Annotated in this window: 19 protein-coding genes; 5 read left to right on the top strand and 14 right to left on the bottom strand. The window is 42.6% G+C overall.

The window, feature by feature from the left end:
• On the bottom strand, positions 1-713 hold a 713-nt coding region (locus tag T344_RS28945), incomplete at its 3' end, for an NTTRR-F1 domain (RefSeq protein ID WP_034862684.1).
• Between the two features lie 253 nt (positions 714-966).
• On the opposite strand from T344_RS28945, the gene T344_RS28940 reads away from it, so the two are divergent.
• Together T344_RS28940 and T344_RS0120880 are read left to right on the top strand one after the other, a co-directional pair.
• Positions 967-1917: a glycosyltransferase family 4 protein gene (locus T344_RS28940; protein ID WP_034862683.1), complete on the top strand. Its 951-nt coding sequence runs from the start codon at positions 967-969 to the stop codon at positions 1915-1917.
• 139 nt (positions 1918-2056) lie between these two features.
• Complete coding sequence (locus T344_RS0120880) at positions 2057-3367, top strand: nucleotide sugar dehydrogenase (RefSeq protein WP_034862580.1); 1311 nt, start codon at positions 2057-2059, stop codon at positions 3365-3367.
• A 76-nt stretch (positions 3368-3443) separates the two neighbouring features.
• Here T344_RS0120880 and trpA read toward each other — a convergent pair whose 3' ends face one another.
• The 10 genes from trpA to T344_RS0120830 form a co-directional block, all read right to left on the bottom strand.
• The gene (gene trpA / locus T344_RS0120875; RefSeq protein ID WP_027630304.1) at positions 3444-4217 is read right to left on the bottom strand and encodes a tryptophan synthase subunit alpha; all 774 of its coding nucleotides are present in this window, start codon (positions 4215-4217) and stop codon (positions 3444-3446) included.
• The gene (gene trpB, locus T344_RS0120870) at positions 4210-5394 is read right to left on the bottom strand and encodes a tryptophan synthase subunit beta (RefSeq protein ID WP_027630303.1); all 1185 of its coding nucleotides are present in this window, start codon (positions 5392-5394) and stop codon (positions 4210-4212) included. The genes trpA and trpB overlap by 8 nt, the downstream gene beginning before the upstream one ends.
• Positions 5395-6030 carry a phosphoribosylanthranilate isomerase gene (locus T344_RS0120865; protein ID WP_027630302.1) on the bottom strand — a complete coding sequence of 212 codons (636 nt, stop codon included), beginning with the start codon at positions 6028-6030 and terminating at the stop codon, positions 5395-5397.
• Complete coding sequence (gene trpC, locus T344_RS0120860; protein ID WP_027630301.1) at positions 6027-6824, bottom strand: indole-3-glycerol phosphate synthase TrpC; 798 nt, start codon at positions 6822-6824, stop codon at positions 6027-6029. The genes T344_RS0120865 and trpC overlap by 4 nt, the downstream gene beginning before the upstream one ends.
• Before the next feature lie 15 nt (positions 6825-6839).
• The gene (trpD, locus tag T344_RS0120855) at positions 6840-7856 is read right to left on the bottom strand and encodes an anthranilate phosphoribosyltransferase (RefSeq protein ID WP_027630300.1); all 1017 of its coding nucleotides are present in this window, start codon (positions 7854-7856) and stop codon (positions 6840-6842) included.
• Positions 7853-8446 (bottom strand): anthranilate synthase component II, encoded by a 594-nt coding sequence (locus T344_RS0120850; protein ID WP_027630299.1) that lies wholly within the window; start codon positions 8444-8446, stop codon positions 7853-7855. The genes trpD and T344_RS0120850 overlap by 4 nt, the downstream gene beginning before the upstream one ends.
• Positions 8446-9912: an anthranilate synthase component I gene (trpE, locus tag T344_RS0120845; RefSeq protein ID WP_027630298.1), complete on the bottom strand. Its 1467-nt coding sequence runs from the start codon at positions 9910-9912 to the stop codon at positions 8446-8448. The genes T344_RS0120850 and trpE overlap by 1 nt, the downstream gene beginning before the upstream one ends.
• Positions 9913-10471: 559 nt before the next feature.
• The gene (locus T344_RS0120840) at positions 10472-10678 is read right to left on the bottom strand and encodes a hypothetical protein (protein WP_154669465.1); all 207 of its coding nucleotides are present in this window, start codon (positions 10676-10678) and stop codon (positions 10472-10474) included.
• A gap of 870 nt (positions 10679-11548) precedes the next feature.
• Entirely contained in the window at positions 11549-12175 is a 627-nt protein-coding gene (gene ytaF, locus T344_RS0120835) for a sporulation membrane protein YtaF (RefSeq protein WP_027630296.1), read from the bottom strand.
• Positions 12176-12279: 104 nt separating this feature from the next.
• Positions 12280-12861 (bottom strand): DUF1836 domain-containing protein, encoded by a 582-nt coding sequence (locus T344_RS0120830; RefSeq protein WP_027630295.1) that lies wholly within the window; start codon positions 12859-12861, stop codon positions 12280-12282.
• A gap of 242 nt (positions 12862-13103) precedes the next feature.
• Between T344_RS0120830 and T344_RS0120825 the strand changes: the two genes are divergently transcribed.
• Positions 13104-13796, top strand: a complete 693-nt coding sequence (locus T344_RS0120825; protein WP_027630294.1) for an SGNH/GDSL hydrolase family protein — start codon at positions 13104-13106, stop codon at positions 13794-13796.
• A 63-nt stretch (positions 13797-13859) separates the two neighbouring features.
• On the opposite strand, the gene T344_RS0120820 is transcribed toward T344_RS0120825, so the two are convergent.
• Positions 13860-14564, bottom strand: a complete 705-nt coding sequence (locus T344_RS0120820) for a tetratricopeptide repeat protein (RefSeq protein ID WP_027630293.1) — start codon at positions 14562-14564, stop codon at positions 13860-13862.
• A gap of 241 nt (positions 14565-14805) precedes the next feature.
• Between T344_RS0120820 and T344_RS0120815 the strand changes: the two genes are divergently transcribed.
• The gene (locus T344_RS0120815) at positions 14806-15819 is read left to right on the top strand and encodes a nucleoid-associated protein (protein ID WP_027630292.1); all 1014 of its coding nucleotides are present in this window, start codon (positions 14806-14808) and stop codon (positions 15817-15819) included.
• 4 nt (positions 15820-15823) lie between these two features.
• Here the strand turns inward: T344_RS0120815 and T344_RS0120810 are convergent, their stop codons facing one another.
• Together T344_RS0120810 and T344_RS0120805 are read right to left on the bottom strand one after the other, a co-directional pair.
• On the bottom strand, positions 15824-17644 hold the full coding sequence (locus T344_RS0120810; RefSeq protein ID WP_027630291.1) for an LTA synthase family protein: 1821 nt from the start codon (positions 17642-17644) through the stop codon (positions 15824-15826).
• A gap of 67 nt (positions 17645-17711) precedes the next feature.
• Positions 17712-19199 carry a CapA family protein gene (locus tag T344_RS0120805; protein ID WP_027630290.1) on the bottom strand — a complete coding sequence of 496 codons (1488 nt, stop codon included), beginning with the start codon at positions 19197-19199 and terminating at the stop codon, positions 17712-17714.
• A 251-nt stretch (positions 19200-19450) separates the two neighbouring features.
• Between T344_RS0120805 and T344_RS0120800 the strand changes: the two genes are divergently transcribed.
• Positions 19451-20629 (top strand): phosphopentomutase, encoded by a 1179-nt coding sequence (locus tag T344_RS0120800; RefSeq protein WP_027630289.1) that lies wholly within the window; start codon positions 19451-19453, stop codon positions 20627-20629.
• Positions 20630-20725 lie beyond the last annotated feature (96 nt).

The raw sequence follows: 20725 nt of genomic DNA, 5'->3' as shown, positions 1-20725 counted from the left end.
GTCGGTCCAGGAGCACCAGTCGGTCCAGGAACACCAGTAGGTCCAGGAACACCGGTCGGTCCAGGCACACCAGTCGGTCCAGGAGCACCGGTTGGTCCAGCAGCGCCGGTTGGCCCCGTTGGACCGGTAGGCCCGGGAACACCAGTTGCTCCAGTATTACCAGTTGGACCTGTCGGAGCAGTAGGCCCGGTAGGTCCCGTCGGACCAGTTGGACCGGTAGGCCCCGTTGGACCCGTAGGTCCGGTCGGGCTTATTCCTCCGGATGTCAATGATACATCATCTGCAACTACATTGGCTGTGCCGGGGTCACCCTGTTTACTTATGGATACTATTGCCATTGTTGTACCTGCAGGAGCCGGAGTGGTTGTGGATGTAAAATCCTGCCAGTTGCCCAGGGATGCATCGGGAAGGGTGTTTGGCGGTATACTTATTATCAAACCCAGACCAAGAAAGCTAAAAGAAGCATTAAAATATGAAATAGTGATTGTTGTAAGCGGATTGGGCAGGGCTCCTATTTTTCCAAGATATACGGAAAAACTGCAGCTGCTGCTGAAATTTCCTTCAACAATCTGATATATCACGGAGATACCACTTTGAAGCAGTGCGGAAAAGTTTCCGGAGTGCTTATACAGGGAAGTGATACTTGCATTGTCTACAAGCCAGGGAGGAAATGAGCCTGTCTCAAAGCCACCGTTTACGATTAATTCAGCCATTTTAAAATTTCACCTCCTGAAAAGTTTAGAGTTGTTCATGCTGCTAAATATATAGGTTACTATGTAAACATTATATGAACGAGTTCCCTGTTTGGTAACTTGTGTAAAGATTAGCTCCGCAAAATGTGACGTTATGGAGTTCCCGGTCATATATATAAAAAAGATGTATTTATTATAGAGGAATGACAAATTTCATAACTGTTTATGGCCGCATAAGGCTCATGGAGGTTACGAGGAAGCTGGGGAGAAATGCATGGGACAGGATAAGGATAAAGCTAAAATTGTCTTTTTCTCAAAAGGTGATAATAAATTTATTAGTGATATTTTAAATAAGCTGACTGATCAATTTGAAACAAAATTAGTTACAGTAGCATCAGCGCAGGATTATAAACTTATGGACCAATGGATGGAATGGTCTGATATCAGCTGGTTTGAATGGTGTGATGATCTGATTGCCTATGGCAGCAAACTCGGATTGGCAGGTCAAAGGAAGATTATATGCAGATTGCACAGTTATGAAGCCTTTACATATTACCCGTCAAGGGTCAACTGGTGTAATGTTGACAAACTTATTTTTGTTTCCAATGATATTCAGAAATATGTCACTGAGAATTTTAAAATCAAAAAGGAAATTACTGCAGTCATTCCAAACGGAGTAAACCTTGTCAACTTAACTTACAGACAAAGAAGTCCGGGATTTAAAGTTGCTTATGTGGGATATATAAACTACAAAAAAGGCCCCATGCTCCTCCTGCATGCTTTTAAGTCAATTTACGATGCAGATAACAGATACCGGCTTTATATAGCGGGAATATACCAGGATCCCAGGTATAGGCTATATTTCAACCAGATGCTCAAGGAGCTTGGTCTTGAGAACAATTTCTTTTTTGAGGGCTGGCAGGCGGATATTGACAAATGGCTGGAAGATAAGGACTATATAATATGCTCCAGTGTTTTGGAATCACAGAATATGAGTGTAATGCAGGCGATGGCCAAGGGTATAAAGCCTGTCATTCATAATTTCGCCGGAGCGAAAGGGATCTATCCTGATAAATATGTCTGGAATACTATCGGGGAAGCTGTAGCTATGGTTACTGACAGGAATTACACTTCAGAGGAATACAGGGCTTTCATTGAAAATAATTATACAATTGATAAACAAATAGAGATGATTAAGGATATTTTGAACGTATTGTTGAAATAGCAAAAAAATATTGCTTTGAGATTTTATTGGTGCAGGTACACATTGGTACGTAACATCTAAAACGTTATTGCCCGGCGGGGTACGTATCCGGATGTCCCATACCGCTAATGTACATCGGCACTCAGGTGGGGGGATTAACATGAAAACAGACCTTCTGAACAAAATAGAAAACAGGACTGCTGTCGTAAGTGTAGTCGGACTGGGGTATGTTGGTCTGCCATTGGCGGTGGAAATTGCAAAAGCAGGGTATACGGTCATTGGTATAGATGTTAATGCTAAAATAATTGATAAGGTGAATGCCGGCAAAAATTATATAGGTGATGTTAAAGACGCGGAACTGGCAGACGTTGTGCAAAAGGGGAGACTTCTGGCTGTAGCTGATTTCGGTCTCATAAGTAAAGTTGACTGTATAGTTATATGTGTGCCTACGCCGCTGGATTCAAACAAGCAGCCTGACTTGAGTTTTATAAAGTCTGCCGTTGTTGAAATAGGCAGGTATCTTCAGAAAGATACACTTGTGGTGCTTGAAAGCACCACATATCCGGGCACGACAGAAGAACTGCTCCGGCCTGCTCTGGAAGAAAAATCAAAGCTTATATGTGACAGGGACTTTTTTCTTGCATTCTCTCCTGAACGGGTTGATCCCGGGAACAATACGTACAAAACAAGAAATACTCCCAAGGTGGTTGGAGGCATAGGTAAGGACAGCACTGAAACAGCTTCGGCTCTGTACAGGAATGTTATTGAAGGCGGAGTTTTTGAAGTCTCAAGTCCTGCCGTTGCGGAAATGGAAAAGCTGCTTGAAAATACCTACAGAAATATAAATATTGCTTTGATAAATGAAATGGCTATCATTTGCGAGCAGATGAAGATAAATATATGGGAAGTTATTGATGCCGCCAGAACAAAGCCTTACGGTTTTCAGGCTTTCTATCCTGGTCCCGGCATCGGAGGCCACTGCATTCCGCTGGATCCTTTTTATCTTACCTGGAAAGCCAGGGAATTTGACTATCATACCAGATTGATCGAGCTGTCGGGAGAAATAAATCAATACATGCCTCAATATGTTGTTGAACGTATTTACAGGATAATGAACAGATTCAGGAAACCTCTGAATGGATCTGGGGTTCTGGTGCTGGGTGTGGCCTACAAGCCGGATGTGGCAGATTACAGGGAAAGTCCGGCACTTAAGGTTATTGAATTACTGGAGGAGGAAGGGGCCGAAATACAATACTCCGACCCTCATATTCCGGGATTCTCTCACGGAGGTAAAGAGTATACAAGTATCCGGCTGACAAGGGATATTCTGCAGAAAACGGATTTGGTTCTGGTCATTACCAGTCATCGAAGCTTTGACTATGATTTTATTCAAGAGAATTCCAGATTTATATTTGATACCAGAAATGCCATGAAGCATGTAAAAGAAAGAAAGAATATAGAACTGCTTTAAAGATGGCAAAACCAGCCAGATGCTATAGCTTCTATCCTATAACCGTCCGGCTGGTACTATGTCAACTCCGCAGAGACTATACGCTGATAGATTGCTTCATTTTCTTCACGAAATCTGCCAAAGGCCTGGCGGATGCTTCACGGTGCTCTTCAATCAGCTTTACAATAGCACTTCCTACTATAATACCATCCGAGAATTGGCCTATTTCCAGAGCCTGCTGAGGAGTTGATATTCCGAAGCCCACAGCCACAGGAGTATTGGTTGCCGAGCGAATGGCTTTGACAATTGAGGGGATATCGGTTTTTATCTCCTGTCTCACACCTGTTACACCCATTGAGGAAACACAATAGACAAAACCTCTTGCCCCGGAGGCTATTTGAGCTATGCGTGCTTCGGAGGTAGGTGCAATCAGTGAAATAATATCCACCTTGTATTTATCGCTGAAGGGTTGGAGTTCACCTTTTTCTTCATAGGGGAGATCAGGTATTATAACGCCGTCGACCCCGGTTTCGCTGCAATCCTTGAAAAAGTGATCATAGCCGTAAGTAAATACGGGATTGAGGTAGGTTAGAAATACCAGTGGGATTTTTGTTTTCATCCGTACTTCCTTTACCATCTCAAATATCTTCGGCAGATTTGTTCCGGCTGAAAGTGCACGTAAATTTGCTTTTTGAATGACCTCTCCCTCAGCAATGGGGTCTGAAAACGGTATCCCTATTTCTATCAGGTCGGCGCCTGCATCTGCCATTGAAAGTATGAACTCTTTTGTTTTATCCAGAGAAGGGTCACCTGCTGTGAGGAACCCGATAAAGGCTTTGCCGTGATCAAAAGCATTCTTGATTTTACTCATTAATATCCACCCCCATATACCTGGCGATTGCCGCCACATCTTTATCACCGCGGCCCGAAAGGCACACAACGATTATCCGATCATTGGCCATCTCCGGTGCCAGTTTCATGGCATAGGCCACGGCATGTGCACTTTCTATTGCCGGAATGATGCCTTCGGTTTTTGATAAATACTCAAAAGCATTAACCGCTTCAACGTCGGTTACCGGTACGTATTTCGCACGGTTTATATCATGCAGATAGGCATGTTCGGGGCCTATGCCCGGATAATCCAGTCCTGCGGAGATTGAGTAAACAGGTGCGATCTGCCCATGTTCATCCTGGCAAAAATAGGATTTCATTCCATGGAAAATGCCTAGCTGCCCTTTGGCAATGGTCGCGGCATGCAGGTCGGTGTCAATACCCTTTCCCGCGGCTTCACAGCCAATCAATTGAACGGAATTGTCATTGATAAAATCATAGAAAAGTCCCATGGCATTGCTTCCGCCGCCCACACATGCTATGGCGGCATCGGGAAGCCTGCCTTCCTTTTCCATCAATTGCTCCTTGACCTCCTTGCCGATGACACTCTGGAAATCCCTTACTATCTTCGGAAACGGGTGGGCTCCCATTACAGAGCCCATGACACAGTAGGTGTCATCGACCCGGCTTGCCCATTCCCTCAGGGTTTCATTTACCGCATCCTTGAGTGTCTGTGTCCCGCTGGTAACAGGATGGACTTTTGCACCCAGAAGTTCCATCCTGAACACGTTGAGCGCCTGGCGTTTTGTATCCTCCAGGCCCATGAATATTTCACATTCCAGCCCCATCAGTGCGGCTGCGGTAGCAGTTGCAACACCGTGCTGTCCTGCTCCGGTTTCGGCTATAACACGTTTTTTTCCCATTTTCTTTGCAAGCAGTACCTGACCCAAAACATTGTTTATTTTGTGGGAACCGGTATGGTTCAGATCCTCACGCTTGAGGTAGATTTTTGCTCCCCCGAGCTCTCTGGTCATTTTTCTCGCATAGTAGAGAAGGGAAGGCCTTCCTGCATATTCCTTCAAAAGGGTTTTCAGTTCCTGATTGAAATTGTAATCGTTTTTATAGAAATTATAGCTTTCTTCAAGTTCAATCAGCGAATTCATAAGTATTTCGGGCACGTATTGTCCTCCGTGCTTGCCATATCTTCCTTTCAGCATTTATTTCACACTCCTTATAAGTTTTACAATTTCTTTGATCTTAACCCCGTCCTTAAAGCCGTTGGTTTCAACACCGCTGCTTATGTCAACACAAAAGGGCCGGGCCGTTTTTACCGCTTCAAGTACATTATCATACTGCAGGCCCCCGGCCAGAAAAAATGGTCTGCTGATGCTGTTTGCAAGCTTCCAGTCAAAGGTTTTTCCAGTGCCTCCGTATTCCTTGCCGGCAAAGGTGTCCAGCAGCAGAAAATCGGTGTCAAACTGTCCGGCCGTATTCAAAGTCTCGGTATCTTTCACCCGGACGGCCTTTATTATGGGTTTTGAACAGCCGGCCTTTTCAAGCTGTGTTTTCAGTTTCGCAATATATTCATTGTCTTCATCGCCGTGAAGCTGAATATAATCGATTATTCCGCCTTTGCACAGACCTTGTATCAAAGCAGTATCCTCATTTACGAAAACGCCAACGGCTTTGATGCCTCTGTCCAGTGCAGCCTTAAGCTTTTCTGCGGCTTCAGGTTCCACCTGTCTGCGGCTTTTTGCAAAAACAAAGCCGATAAAGTCGGGAAGTGACTCATTAACATATTCAATATCCTGTATGCGGCTTAAGCCGCATATCTTGATTTTAGTTTCGCTCATACGCCCTCCTGGTGAATCCCGGCTTTTAACTGCTTGAGTTCCTCTGATATATTACCGCTTTTCATCAGGGTTTCGCCTATAAGCACGGCATTTGTACCGTTCTTTCCAAGCAGTGATATGTCACCGGGAGTTTTTATGCCGCTTTCGGATACAAATATCCTATCCTCGGGCACAAGCTTTCTCAGCCTGACACTGTTATTTAAATCAACCTCAAAAGTTTTCAGGTTACGGTTATTTACACCGATAAGCCTTGCCCCGGCTTCCAACGCACTGCTCAGTTCCTTCTCGTCATGCGCCTCCACAAGGCAGGAAAGACCCAGCAGGTCAGCTGTTTTAATGTATTCCCTGACTGTTCCGGTATCCAGTATGGCGCATATCAGCAGCACTGCATCGGCGCCCAGCAGTTTTGCTTCATATATCTGGTACGGGTCAATAGTGAAGTCCTTCCTGAGCACGGGGAGCTTTACCTCCTGCTTTATTTCCTTCAGATACACATCGCTGCCAAGGAAGAAAGCGGGCTCAGTCAGCACCGAGATTGCGGCGGCGCCGGCACGTTCATATTCCCGGGCAACCTCAAGGTAAGGAAAATGCTCTGAAATTATGCCTTTGGAAGGAGAGGCTTTTTTTACCTCGCAAATAAAAGACATGTCATCTGTTTTCAAGGCATTTTCAAAGGAAAAAGGGGAATTGACCGGGGCAGCCAGGGCTTCCTGTTTTACTGCTGCATAAGATTTTACTGCTTTTAATTCCTCTATTCTTATGCGGGTTTCAGCTACTATTTTATCAAGTATCATTTGAGGACCTCCATATTAGTGCTTAAAAGAATTGGACAGTTCAATGAAATTTTCCATCCGGGCACGGGCTCTTCCCGAATCAATCAGTTCCTCCGCCATCTTCACGCATTCCCTCAATGTTATCTGGTTATGGGACATGTAAAGGCACAGTGCCGAATTCAGAACAACAACATCCCTTTTGGGGTTTTTGGCTCCATTGAGGATATCCAGAGCTATCCCTGCGTTTTCCGCGGGATCGCCGCCTGCCAGATCTGTTGACCGGCACCTTTCAAGTCCAAGCTGTTCGGGACTGAGAAAAAAACTGTTCAGCTTGCCGTTATTGACCTCACAGATGGTGGTTGTGTCGCAGAGGGTCACTTCATCAAGCCCGTCATGACCGTGGACTACCATGGCACGTTTTACTCCAAGGTTTGCAAGCACTCTGGCCAGAGGCTCCACGAGATTTTCATCATAAACTCCCAGCAGCTGCATGTTTGCCCCGGCGGGATTTGCCAGCGGACCCAGTATGTTGAAAATAGTCCGGACCGATAATTCCTTGCGGACCGGTGCGGCGTATTTCATTGAGGCATGGTAGGTGGGAGCAAACATGAAGCATATCCCTATACTTTCAAGTATTCGCGCGCTCTGCTCTGCCGTCAGGGCAATATTTATTCCCAGGGCCTCCAGCAGGTCGGCACTTCCGCATTTGCTGGATACCGACCTGTTCCCGTGTTTGGCCACCGGAACACCGCCTGCCGACACAACAAAGGAGGAAACAGTGGAAATGTTGAAGGTATTGGCTTCGTCCCCGCCCGTTCCCACTATATCCAGAACATCCTTGTCAGGCTGTATTTTTGTACATTTATCCCTCATAACAGTGGCGCAGGCCGTGATTTCCTCAATTGTTTCCCCCTTCATGCGCATTGCGGTGAGGAAGGAGCCGATTTGAGCATTTGTGGCGCGCCCCTCCATTATTTCTTCCATGACGGTTTTTGTCTGGTCAAGACTTAAGTCCTGTTTGTTTATCACCTGATATATAGCTTCCTGAATCATAATGCAAACCTCCTGTCCGAAATGCCCATATTAAGAAAATTCTCAAGTATTGTTTTGCCTCTTGGGGTCAATATGGATTCAGGATGGAACTGAACTCCATAAACATCGGTATCTCTGTGCTTGACTCCCATAACCTCACCTGAGGAGTCTTCGGCTATTATCAGCAGTTGGTCGGGAAGTGTCTGCCGGACCATGGCAAGTGAGTGGTATCTGGCTCCTTCGATGATGGGAGGGAGGCCTTTGAAAAGCTCACTGCCGTTTGCTATGTGAATTGAACTTTTTTTGCCGTGCATAAGCTCTTTGGCATAGGATACCGTTGCTCCGAATACCTCGCAGATGGCCTGGTGTCCCAGGCAGACGCCCAGAATGGGAACCTTTCCCGTGAAACGGCGTATGACATCTTCACATATACCAGCATCCCCGGGCCGTCCCGGCCCCGGGGAAAGAATTATATGAGAGGGCTTAAGCTCTTCAATTTCCTGAAGGGTGAGCTCATCATTCCTTATTACCTTTATATCGTTGTTTATGACTCCCACAAGCTGATACAGGTTGTAGGAAAAGCTATCATAGTTATCAATCAATAAAATCATCAGTCCAGCTCCTTTCCCGACAGCTCAAGCGCATTGATGATTGCCCGGGCCTTGTTTGCCGTCTCGGTAAATTCCGTTTCGGGTACACTGTCGGCCACAACACCGCCGCCTGACTGGACATATACCGTATTGTCCTTCAGTACGGCAAAACGGATGGCTATGCAGGTGTCCATGTTTCCGGTAAAATCAATGTAGCCTATGGCTCCGCCATATATTCCCCTTTTGTGCCCTTCTACTTCATTTATTATCTGGCAGGCACGTATCTTGGGAGCCCCCGACAGGGTTCCTGCCGGCAGAAGCGCTGTTATTGCGTCCAGCTGATCCAGATCCTTGCGGAGTTTTCCTGCCACCTTTGATTCTATATGGATTACATGTGAAAATTTCCTTATGCTGAGATGATCCCTGACCTCCACAGTTCCGAATTCGCTTATGCGTCCAAGGTCATTGCGCCCCAGATCCACCAGCATATTATGTTCTGCCAGCTCCTTTTCATCACTGAGAAGTTCTTTAATTATTTGAGCATCCTCAGAGTCGCATTTTCCTCTGGGCTTGGTACCTGCAATGGGAAAGGTGGATAAATTTCCATTCTGAAGCCTGATAAGGGTCTCTGGAGATGTGCCTGCTATTTCAAGTTCGTCAAATTTCAAAAAGAACATATATGGGGAAGGATTTGTGGTTCTGAGAACTCTGTATGCGTCAAAAATACTTCCTTCAAACCGGGCATATCTCCTGTTTGAGGGGACTGCCTGAAAAATGTCACCCTCAAAGATATGTGATTTGACTTTATTTACAATCCCGCAGTATTCTTCCTTGCTGAATACAGACCTGAAGGGTGACCTCAGTCCTGAAGGGGAGGAAGAGGCAGGCACAGAGGCTTTGATCAAAGCCGTCATATTGTCCAGTTCATTTACAGCCTCTGCATAATTGGCCTCAAGGTTATCTGTTTTAATATTTATCATAAGGATGATCTTCTGCCTGAAGTGATCAAAGGCAATAACCCGGTCAAACAGCATTAGATCCACATCATTGAATCTGGCATCATCAATTCCGTCCAGCTTCAGAACAGGCTCACTGTATTTAATATAGTCATAGGCAAAATAACCTACGAAACCGCCGGTGAATGGGGGCAGAAAGTCAAGTTTCGGACTTTTATACTCCTTTAATATTTCTCTGATATAGCTGTTTGGATCATTTGTTTCAATATTTACTGTCGTATAGCCTCTAATCTCCAGCAAACCGTCCTTGCATTTTAATTCCACAACAGGATTGAAACCCAGAAATGAGTAACGGCCCCATTTTTCGCCGCTCTCGACGCTTTCCAGCAGGTAATACCGGCTGCTTATGGCTTTGATATTCTGCAATACTGCAATAGGGGTTTTGATATCGGCAAAAATTTCGCGGCTGACCGGTATTACGGTATAGCCTTCAGATAAATTCCTTGCCTCTTCCAGACCTGGTTTATACATTCTACCACTCCTTTATAAGATTTATTTAACTTGACCTGGTTAATTGCTGTTAGACAGCAACCAACGCTGCGGCAACACTGATGCAAATAAAAACACCCGCCCATGACTGAAATATAGTCAAGGACGAGTGTATAATAATTCACCCGCGGTGCCACCTTGTTTTGTAAGTTAAATAAACCTTACACGCTTTACAGAAATACCAGCATATTTCCCACATATAACGCATGTGCTGCGTCGCAGAATACTTTGAAGAATAAGCTCTTCATTTGACTGCGCCCTCAGTGGTCCATTTGATGTACTGCGTTCTGCGGGGCTCTCAGCTTCCCCCGCTCTCTGTAAGTGCACGTCCGGAATATTTAAAATTCCAACACCGTTATCTCCACTTCAACGGTTTAAAGGGCAGATATTTAATTAATAATAGAGTAACTCGGTTATAAATTTTTGTCAATAAGGAAATTTAAGTAAATTTGTCGAAGCAGTGCAGACATACAAATAAATTTCCATAAGTATCATAAAGTTCATAGATTAAAGATTTATGATACCTGTAGAAAAATTATATTTATGTACTTCCGTACAGTTTTGGGCCAATGGATTGCACACAAAGCAGCTGCTCGTATTTGTAAGGCTCGTCACAGGCGTAAAGCCGTCGCCCAACAAGCCACCTCGTGTGTCTCTTGGGCTCAAAGCGGCGTCCTGCCGCTTTGCCGGCCATACCTGCCTGTGCCTCGCCAACAAATACGGCAGTTGCTTTTAACCATGCAATCATTGTCCCAAAGCTGTACTCGCGTACAAATAAATCCTTTATATGAGGTATCATAAATTTATAAGTGAGAGAATTTTATGATACTTCATTATAGTACTTGTTAAGGGTTATGCATACTTGGCACATGCTTCGGTCGATTTACTATGCAAGCAAAGCATCTGCCCTGTGCCTCGCCAACAAATACGGCAGTTGCTTTTAACCGTGCAACCATTGTCCCAAAGCTGTACTCACGTACAAATAAATCCTTTATATTGAGGCATCATAAATTTAACATTTTAGAAAGTATATTATGATACTTGTTAAGGGTTATGCATACTTGGCACATGCTTCGGTCGATTTACTATGCAAGCAAAGCATCTGCCTACGTCTCACTAACAAATACGGCAGTTGCTTTTAACCGTACAACCATTGTCCCAAAGCTGTACTCACGTACCAAATAAATCCTTTATATTGAGGTATCATAAATTTAACATTTTAGAAAATATATTATGATACTTGTTAAGGGCTATGCGTACTTGGCACATGCTTCGGTCGATTTACTATGCAAGCAAAGAATCTGCCTGTGCCTCGCCAACAAATACGGCACCTGCTTTTAACCGTGCAAACATTGTCCCAAAGCTGTACTCGCGTACAAATAAATCCTTTATATTGAGGCATCATAAATTTATAAGTGAGAGAATTTTATGATACTTCATTATAGTACTTGTTAAGGGTTATGAGTACTTGGCACATGCTTCGGTCGTTTTACTTTGCACACAAAGCAGCAGCTCGTATTTGTAGAGCTCGCTGCAGGAGTACAGTAGTAGCTCCGCAAGCCACATCCACTAATTATTAAGTAAAAAGCAGCGTAAATATAACAACTAAATATTAAAATTAAAATAAAATCTGATATATTCCGACTGCCAACAGGAGCAGTCCCGATAGAATTGTTGCCTGATCACCCAGGAATTTTGCCGCCCATCGCCTTCCTATCACCGCTCCGAGAGAAATTGTCGTGAGACTGAATATTATTACCGCAGTTGTAAGAACTGCAATATTTACTCCGGTCATTCCTGCACCGAATCCGGTTCCAAGGCAGTTTACAGCCAGTGCTATGCCTAATAATATTGATTCCTTCAGAGAAATATCTCCCGAGTAATCCTTGTCGGCGATGCCGGGATCATCCATTACATGACGCAGTTCCACGATATATTGGTTCCCGTTCTGGTACTCATTCCCGGTGTTTTTTTTATTTTTTATCAAATGGCCGATTATTGTGTACAAGCCCATAATACCTACTATGGAACCACCTATGATATTTCCCGTATAGCTTGGTATGTAATTTGCCAGTGCACTGCCCAGCAGGCTTGAGAGTAAAGTCGCTATACCTGAAAATAAAGCAATTGCAAAATTTGATCTGAATGGGACATTAATTTTTCTGGCTCCGTAAGCAAGGCCGATGACCATATTATCGAGATTTGGTGCTAAACATAGTAAAAATATCGATAGAAAATAAACCACGTAAAAATCACCTCACTGGTCAGTATATTGACATTATGAGGTGATAGTGTCTGTCCCGGGGAAAATTGCTGCCATATGATTGATATATGGACAATACCCGCCTTTTATTTTTTTTCGGCAGCTTTCCCGGTGTCTTTGCTAAGGGCAAGAAGTATTTTTTCTGCTACAATTTTCCGGGCATTTGCTTCACTGGTAAGCTGCAATGCAAATAAACGCAAAGTGGTTTCGTAATCCTCCGCGGATAATTGCTCGAGAGTAGCGGACAATTTCCCTGATATATTGGCGAAGGCTTCGTCCTGAAGCTTTGTGAGCTCTTCAAAAAAACTCTGGTATTTCTGCTCATCAGTTAGATTGCTTAAGGACCCGGCTATAAGAGGTATGGGTAAAATGGGCTTCAACATGGACATAATATATAGAGTTACCAGGTGTACCCTGTCATATTTCTTGTTGACAGGGCGTTTGAGATAGCCCTCTTTAACGTAGTTGTTGACCATACTTGAGGTTATTACTTTTCCGGAAGCATCGGTATCAAAAAGCTTCAAAAGCCGCTCAAGATATGTGACCACCTGATCCATATACAGGTCTATACCGGGAAATTGGCTCCAGCTCTCGGTTGTAAAAGAGCTTAAAGTATGTGAAAAATCTGATAATTCCTGTTTGATTGAATTTATTTTGTCTGTTTTCAAGCTTAAAACCTCCGAATAATCGCTATGATAAGTATATCATATCAAATTATTTTTACAATCTGGTTGATAAAAGCCCTTGACATTCAAATGATAAGCGGGTAACATAGTAATCAAAACTAGATGAATTTTATATATGGCGTAACATTGCAGGCCGAGTTGTTAAAAATTATATTAATAACCGACTTTGTAAAGGGGAACAATAAATATACATAAAAAGAATTGCGGAAACGGAAGGTGATTGCATGCTGGAATTAAGTAACAGGAATATTACAATATGGGGGGATTCAATTTTAAAAGGGGTAGTACTGGATGAACAGGACGGCAGATACAAGGTATTGAAAAACAGCAGTGTAAACAATTTTGCTGAAATAACCGGCTGCTCCCTGAAGAACAATGCTTATTTTGGGATGACCTCAACCAAAGCACTGAACAAAATAGCAAATTCCATAGATAAACAGCCTATAGACAATAAGGATATTGTTATACTGGAATTTGGCGGTAATGACTGTGATTTCAATTGGACAGAGATTTCAAACTCACCTGAAGACGAACATCTTCCCAGGACAACCATTGCTGCCTTTAAAAATTCACTTCAGAATATGATAACCCTGTTCAAGGAAAAGGGCGTAAATCCCATTCTAATGAACCTTCCTCCGTTGGAGCCCGAGAAATATTTCAACTGGCTTTCCAGAGGTTTAAACAAGGATAATATACTCCGCTGGCTTGGCGATGTTGCCAAGATATACCGCTGGCAGGAAGCTTACAACACTGCGGTGGAGTGGGCGGCACTGCAAAACGGCTGCAGGCTTATAAATGTACGGGAAAGCTTTTTAATAAGCAAAAACTACAGTTCCCATTTTTGTGCCGACGGAATACATCCCAATGAAAAAGGACACAACAAAATACTGGATTCACTCCTGAATTTTGCATTTTAATTAAACTCGGGACCCGGGAGAGCGGCTGTAACAGCCATTATCCCGGGTCCCGTGATTTTATCCTTATTGTTGAGCTTCAAGTTCTGCCAGCTTTGAATCAATATCCTCTTTTGTTACGGCCGACAGATAATTTATTTTGTAATTTTGAGCATTTCTGAGCATTTCGATACTTTTTTCGCGGTCACCCAGCTTTTCCAGAATCAGTGAATAATCATAAAAGGCTTCCGGAAATTTGGGATTCAGTGCCATAAGCTTGTTGAAAATCTCCAGGGCCTTTTCCTGTTCTCCCATTAGATAATAGGTTTGACCCAGGTTATCAAGTATGACAGTACCGGTACTGTTATAGTTCAGGGCTTCCAGGTTAAATGCCAGAGCCTTTTCAAGATCCCCTTTCAAATTGTAAAGGTAGCCAAGGCTTCCGTAAACATTGGTGGTTTTATAGTTTGGTATGATATTTTCAAATGTTTCTATGGCTTCATCAAGCTTTCCCTGTTTCCAGAGACCTAGGGCATAGTTGGATTTTATATTATAAAGCTCATTGTTTGTTGTTTTTGACGAGTTTAACTGATCCTCGAATACTTTCATGGCTTCTTCCAGCCTGCCGTTCTTTAACAGGAGATACCCATAGGTGGTAACCGTATTTGACTTGGCAGCTCCAGTATTATAAGCCATCTGCATCCATTTTATGGTACCCTCCGCATTATCGGCGGTATATGCTCTGTTGGCTTTTAAGATATAATATGTGCACTTGAGTTTTCCGAATAACATATTTCCTCCACAAATCCGCAACCTGCATTTTTTATGTTTTTTTGATTTTAATTATATCAAATGGTGTCTAAATGTACAGGTATTTTGCCTTGTTGAAACACATATGTTCAGATAAATTTTTTCTACAGCCGAAAAAATTTATCTGAACATATGTGTTATAATAGGGATTGGCCGCCAGCTTAAGTTATATTGAATTATAAAACCGGCGGGTTTAAATAATGGGTGAGGTGGATTTCTCAAAATGGAGTATGATATTCATATAAAAAAGGCAGTACTGCATATTTTGGACACAAGTATTAATTTTCCGGTATTTTCAAACAGCGAGCTGGAGCTTGATGGTGAGATTTCGGAATTTCTTGAAAAACATTTAGCTAAAATATTAGACGATACAAATCTAAAGAAGGCGCAATTTGTTGGAGAGACTAATCCGGCAAGAGATGTTTGTGCCGCAGTTAAAGATGATGAAGGCTGCTTTCTGGAAGCCAGCAATGCACTGGGAGGCATGATATTCGACATGATGCTTAAAAATGTTGATATTACGCCGGCAGACCTGATATGCTGTCTGTTCTACATAAATAATGAACAATACCTGGGTATTTTGAAATTAAACTATAAAACCGGATATACCCACTATGTAAATCAGTTGGAGGAGGGGGCCAGCAATTCCATAATAAGGCATAAAACCTTACTCCCTTCCGACGGGCAAAAGGTGGAGGAGGCCGTTTTAATAAGTATGGAAACAGGCCAACTGAAGCTGTTGGAGAGGCTTTACGAAATAAACGGGGCAAAGGAATTTTATCTGTCCCAATACATTTTCAATTGCTCTACAGACCTGTCCCAGAACCAAAAGCTTAAAATCATAGATAAAGTAACACAAAAAATCAACAAAAAGTATTATGATGAGGATTTCGACAAGGTTGCAAAGCTTAAAAAGGTGGTTTCGGACAGTCTCGATGAAAACAAGGAAATAAGAGTGGATGCCATTGCTGAAGAAATATTTGAAACAAATCTGGCAGTGAGGGAAGAATACATTCAGGAGATCCAGAAGGCCGGACTCAAGGATGAAACCATCGAGATCCCTGAAAAAATTGCGGAGAAGAAATTTAAAACACATAAAATAAAAACCGATACCGGAATAGAAATAAACTTTCCGCTGAGCTATTATGACGACAGGGATATGATCGAGTTCTTCAACAACCCTGACGGTTCAATTTCCATAATAATCAAGAACGTAAGTAAAATTACCAATAAGTGATGCCTCACTTCCTGTGCTTCTCAATCAGATTTGAAGAGATAAAGGAAGGCAGATATTTTTTCCACAAAGGCTCATCTTCGGTGAATTTGTAAGTTGATATTTTATTATACAGCCAGGCTCTGTCAAAGGATGAGCCCTTTAAAGGGATATTCAAATAATTTATATTATTTTTAAGGAGATTTGAACCATCCGAATACACAGAGTAGGGTATGCCAGAGGCTGCCAGCAATGTGGGTGAAATATCAAGGAAGGAGGCCACTTCCGAGTTTTCTCTGTGTTTCTGCCCATCAGGTGTAATAATAAACAACGGAACAAACTCAAAGTATTTGTCTCCATCAATAAAGGAAGCCTGCGCAAAATCCTCCGAATTTATGTTCGGAGTGTGATCCCCGTAAATTATTATATAACTGTTGGGGAACTTTTTCTGAACGGCGGTTACATAGTCCTTTATGGATTCATCCACATAGCTGAAGGAGTTAAAATAGTTTTTGACTATTTCGTTTTCAATATCGTCGTACAGGGGATTATTATAGTAATTCCGTGCACTTTCAAAAGGACCGTGGCTGGTCATTGTAATAACATATGAAACAAAGGGCTCCCTGGCTTTTACCATTTTGTCGTAAGCAAACGAAAATACTTTGTCATCGGGAGCACCCCAGCCCTCGTCCTCATAATTCATGGAGCCGATGTCAAAAAACTTCTTAAAGCCCATTTTTGAAAGAGCAATGTTTCTATTATAAAAAGTTCCGACATTACCGTGAAAGGCCATGGTATCATAGGAGGCCTTGGCCAGTTTTGAAACAAAAGAGTTGGGGTAACCGTAAGAGGTAAGCTTTATGGCAGGGAAGGAATCCAGCGGTTCCACACTGTTTATAACCGAAAACTCGGTGTCGGAGGTACCTCCGCCCTGGTGGTAGCTTAAAGTATACGGATAATATATGCTGTTAGCTGTCAACGAATTCAGGTAGGGCATTACAAAAGAATCCTTGTACTTTTGCCTGACTATATTGGCATCCATGGATTCAACCTGAATTATTACAAAATTGGGATTTTTGGAATTTAAAAATGGTTTGTTGGGATCTTTTTCCGCACCGACTATGTCGCTGTTTGTTTGCTTCCTTCCATAGTTGAGCTGACCTATCAGCTTTGTTTCACTATTATTTTTAATAATGTTTACAGCACTGTTTACAAGCGTGCCATATCTTGCGACAATTTCCGTTTCCCCGGTGTACCTGTCGTCCATATACTGTACAATGGACTTTTGAGCATGGTAGTTGTTGATTTCCACAACTAAAAGAATTACGAGAGAAGCGATGAGTAAGGTATACTTCATTAATGGCAGTGAGAACTTTCTGACATCCTTTTTAAAGTATTTGAAGAAAATATACAAAGCCAGGGGTGCGTCAATAAAAACTACCAGCAGCTGCATGCTCTTTGGATTAGCCAGATGGGTAGCCGAAATCAATGCCTCCTTGAAGAGGGAAATCCACTGCAGAAAATGAAGATAGCTGTGATAATAAAGGAAATAGGATATATTTGTAAAGCAGTAAATACCCTGTGCAACCATTACAATTAAAAAAAGGTATCTTGATTTAAAGCTGAATATAATAGTAAATACTATAATACTGCACAGCAAAGTAAACCAGAATTTATAGACAAATACTTCCCTGGTAGCCTGCGGTATCAGAAAATAGTTGTATAAGCTGAGTTTTAAAGCATTTATTAATATAAAGAGAACAATTACAGTAAATGCATTTCTATAAGGTTTATCTTTAAAAGAATTCTTAACTTTACTGAAGTTTTCAACAAAAAAATTCTTAAGCATTAACAACTTGCCAATGTTCCTTTCTGATTTTTTGATTGTTTTAATCTTGAAATCTTTGATTCCTTATTTATTTCATTTTTGCCATGATTCCCATGGTGTTTTTATAAGATTGCTTTATAAACGGCCTGTTATAATCTGTTATGTATTTTCCGGATATATTTTCATCCGGTATGGGAATGATTTTGAATACAGGTCTATTATTAACATAGTATTTGTCCACCCAGGTGGGTACATAATCCACACTTTTTATTACAATACCGTTTGATGCATCCTTCTCCAGCTTGAGATTTACAATTATTCCATCTTCGGTATAAATCTTATTGGGCCTGTTGGCCTTATCCACACGCCTGTAGCCTGAAATAAAATTTCCCATGGAGTAGATTATGAATTTATCCTTTCCATTTACTTTTACAATCTCAGACTTTTGAATAACATGGGGATGCGACCCGAGAATAATATCGGCTCCCCAGGAAAGCATTTTTTTAGCCAGCGCAGTCTGTGAATTATCCGGTGTCCGCTTGTATTCTGTTCCCCAGTGGACAATAACTATTACTGCATCCGCTTTATCCGCTTTGGCAGCCTTGATATCCTTTTGTATCTGCAACTCATTTATTGGACTCAGGTAAGTGGCTTTTTGCGCCGCACTGAGTTTTTTGTCCAGTCCGTTATACATTCCGGAGTAAGACAGTATCCCCAATTTTATGCCGTTAATGTCCTTGATTACATATTTATTCTTCCCATTTGTCGAACTGCCTATATTCAGCATCTTATTTTTATTTATCATTTGAATTGTACGGGTCAAACCGCTGATTCCTCTGTCCAGACAGTGATTGTTGGCTGTTGACAATATATCGAACCCTGCTCCTGCCAATGCAGGAAGTATGGCATCGGGCGTGTTGAAACTCGGATAGCTTGTATAGCCTGTTTTCGGTCCGGCCGTTACGGTTTCGAAATTACCTATGGTCAGATCCGCTTCTGTGAGATATGGCTTTACATATTCCAGAAAGCCCGTGAAATCATATGTACCTGTCTTGGGCGAGTAAGCATTGTTCAGGTTGCTCTGATGTGCCATTATATCTCCCACCGCCGATATGGTAACAGAGGCGGGAGCCGGCTCCTGCACCGGTTTGTCGTCAGGGGGCGGCGCAGCCTCATTTTCAGGTGCCTGGGTATTATCGGCAGGGGGAGTGCTGCTATTTTGTTTCTGACTTTCCTCGGTAACAGCCGGCGACTTTACAGGGGGTTGTACAGGGACTTGTACCGGGGGTTGGGCCGTGGTTGAAGTTTCCGTGTCAATTGCGGCATTGGTCTGTGCGGCTGCAGCAGTATCAGTTGAGACGTTGGGTGCGGGGGCTGCCGATGCTTTAGCAGGTGTGCCTGTAGAGGCTGTAACTGTTGAATCAGACTGCTTTTCGGCCACTGTCCGCCCGGACGAAACTCCAAAGGCATTTATATCGCCCAAAGCGTTAATAATAAGAGTACTTCCCAGCATAATGCAGCACATTATACTTAAAACAATAAAAGTATACTTAAAAAGACGTATTTTGGTATTCATTTGTTATGTACCTTCCTGAAAAACAAAAAAATTATATAAATTTAATAAATTAACAAATAATTAATCAACAATAAGACTATATCACAAATTGGTATTTAAATGTTAAAAATTGAGCAATAACCTTTAAATAATTTAAAAAAACAAATTTGAAGACGTATTTTTATTGTATTTTGGTTTAAAATTGTGATAGATTGGTATTAATAAAATGATTGGAAATATTGTAGATTAACTGGTTATGGAGGTTTTTATATATGGAGAACATTAACAGAGCAATTCTGATTGTATTGGACAGCGTAGGAGTTGGTGAACTTCCGGATGCACCGGATTACGGTGATACGGGAAGCAATACTCTGGGAAATATAGCAAAAAGCTGCGGCGGAATAAAGCTGCCGAATATGGAAAATATGGGACTGGGAAAGGTTGACGGCATTGATTATCTTCCGGTGCCCCGGAGTATAACCGGATGCTATGGCAGGATGGCCGAGGTGTCGAAAGGCAAGGATACCATTACCGGCCACTGGGAGCTTGCCGGGCTGCAGCTGGAGTATCCCTTTCCCACTTATCCCAACGGCTTCTCAAAGGAAATCCTTGAAAAATTTGAAAGGCTCTCAGGAAGGGGCGTCCTGGCAAATTGTGTGGCGTCAGGCACAGAGATAATCAAAGAATACGGTGAAGAGCACATGAGGACGGGAAAGCTCATTGTCTACACTTCGGCAGACAGCGTATTCCAGATAGCTGCACATGAAGAGATTGTTCCGGTGGAAGAGCTGTACAGGATTTGCCGGATAGCAAGAGATATGCTGCAGGGGGAAAACATGGTAGGACGTGTCATTGCCCGCCCGTTTACCGGCCGGCCCGGGGACTTTTCCCGTACAACGAACAGGAGGGATTTTTCGGCTGAGCCCACAGCGGATACCATCCTTGACAAGCTGCAGCAAAAAGGGCTGGACGTAATTGCAGTGGGAAAAATAGAAGATATTTTTTCAGGGAAGGGTATTACAGTGGCTGAACACACCAAGAGCAACATGAATGGTGTTGACGTCACTTTGAAATATATGAAGGAAAACAATAAGGGTATTATTTTTACAAACCTTGTTGATTTTGATATGCTTTTTGGACATAGAAACAATGCAGAGGGATACAGGCAGGCTTTGGAAGAGTTTGACGCACGGCTTCCTGAGATAGTTGGGGCCATGAGGGACGATGACCTGTTGATAATAACCGCCGATCATGGCTGCGATCCCACAACTCCCAGCACCGACCACTCCAGAGAACACGTGCCGCTGCTCCTATACGGAAAGAATATAAAGCAGGATGTAAATCTGGGAACCAGAAAAACTTTTGCCGACCTTGCCAGTACAATTGCCGAAGCTTTCGGAATCAAAAATGAATTTCCGGGTGAAAGCTTCCATGGCCTGATAGCAAAGTAAACGGTTGGGATATTTGCAATGATCTGAGCTAAGCAAGAGGTTGAATAATTAAAATTTGCCAATAGTATTTATATGTACTATTATAATAGTGTAGCA

Source organism: Ruminiclostridium cellobioparum DSM 1351 = ATCC 15832 (genome assembly GCF_000621505.1).
In the GTDB taxonomy this organism is placed as follows: domain Bacteria; phylum Bacillota; class Clostridia; order Acetivibrionales; family DSM-1351; genus Ruminiclostridium; species Ruminiclostridium cellobioparum.
This window is presented reverse-complemented; position numbering and strand designations above follow the sequence as displayed.

Excerpts from the sequence above, each read along its gene's own strand:
- T344_RS28940 (WP_034862683.1), top strand. The coding sequence starts at position 967 with ATGGGACAGGATAAGGATAAAGCTAAAATTGTCTTTTTCTCAAAAGGT.
- T344_RS0120880 (WP_034862580.1), top strand. The coding sequence starts at position 2,057 with ATGAAAACAGACCTTCTGAACAAAATAGAAAACAGGACTGCTGTCGTA.
- trpA (WP_027630304.1), bottom strand. The coding sequence starts at position 4,217 with ATGAGTAAAATCAAGAATGCTTTTGATCACGGCAAAGCCTTTATCGGG.
- trpB (WP_027630303.1), bottom strand. The coding sequence starts at position 5,394 with ATGCTGAAAGGAAGATATGGCAAGCACGGAGGACAATACGTGCCCGAA.
- T344_RS0120865 (WP_027630302.1), bottom strand. The coding sequence starts at position 6,030 with ATGAGCGAAACTAAAATCAAGATATGCGGCTTAAGCCGCATACAGGAT.
- trpC (WP_027630301.1), bottom strand. The coding sequence starts at position 6,824 with ATGATACTTGATAAAATAGTAGCTGAAACCCGCATAAGAATAGAGGAA.
- trpD (WP_027630300.1), bottom strand. The coding sequence starts at position 7,856 with ATGATTCAGGAAGCTATATATCAGGTGATAAACAAACAGGACTTAAGT.
- T344_RS0120850 (WP_027630299.1), bottom strand. The coding sequence starts at position 8,446 with ATGATTTTATTGATTGATAACTATGATAGCTTTTCCTACAACCTGTAT.
- trpE (WP_027630298.1), bottom strand. The coding sequence starts at position 9,912 with ATGTATAAACCAGGTCTGGAAGAGGCAAGGAATTTATCTGAAGGCTAT.
- T344_RS0120840 (WP_154669465.1), bottom strand. The coding sequence starts at position 10,678 with ATGATTGCATGGTTAAAAGCAACTGCCGTATTTGTTGGCGAGGCACAG.
- T344_RS0120825 (WP_027630294.1), top strand. The coding sequence starts at position 13,104 with ATGCTGGAATTAAGTAACAGGAATATTACAATATGGGGGGATTCAATT.
- T344_RS0120820 (WP_027630293.1), bottom strand. The coding sequence starts at position 14,564 with ATGTTATTCGGAAAACTCAAGTGCACATATTATATCTTAAAAGCCAAC.
- T344_RS0120815 (WP_027630292.1), top strand. The coding sequence starts at position 14,806 with ATGGAGTATGATATTCATATAAAAAAGGCAGTACTGCATATTTTGGAC.
- T344_RS0120810 (WP_027630291.1), bottom strand. The coding sequence starts at position 17,644 with ATGCTTAAGAATTTTTTTGTTGAAAACTTCAGTAAAGTTAAGAATTCT.
- T344_RS0120805 (WP_027630290.1), bottom strand. The coding sequence starts at position 19,199 with ATGAATACCAAAATACGTCTTTTTAAGTATACTTTTATTGTTTTAAGT.
- T344_RS0120800 (WP_027630289.1), top strand. The coding sequence starts at position 19,451 with ATGGAGAACATTAACAGAGCAATTCTGATTGTATTGGACAGCGTAGGA.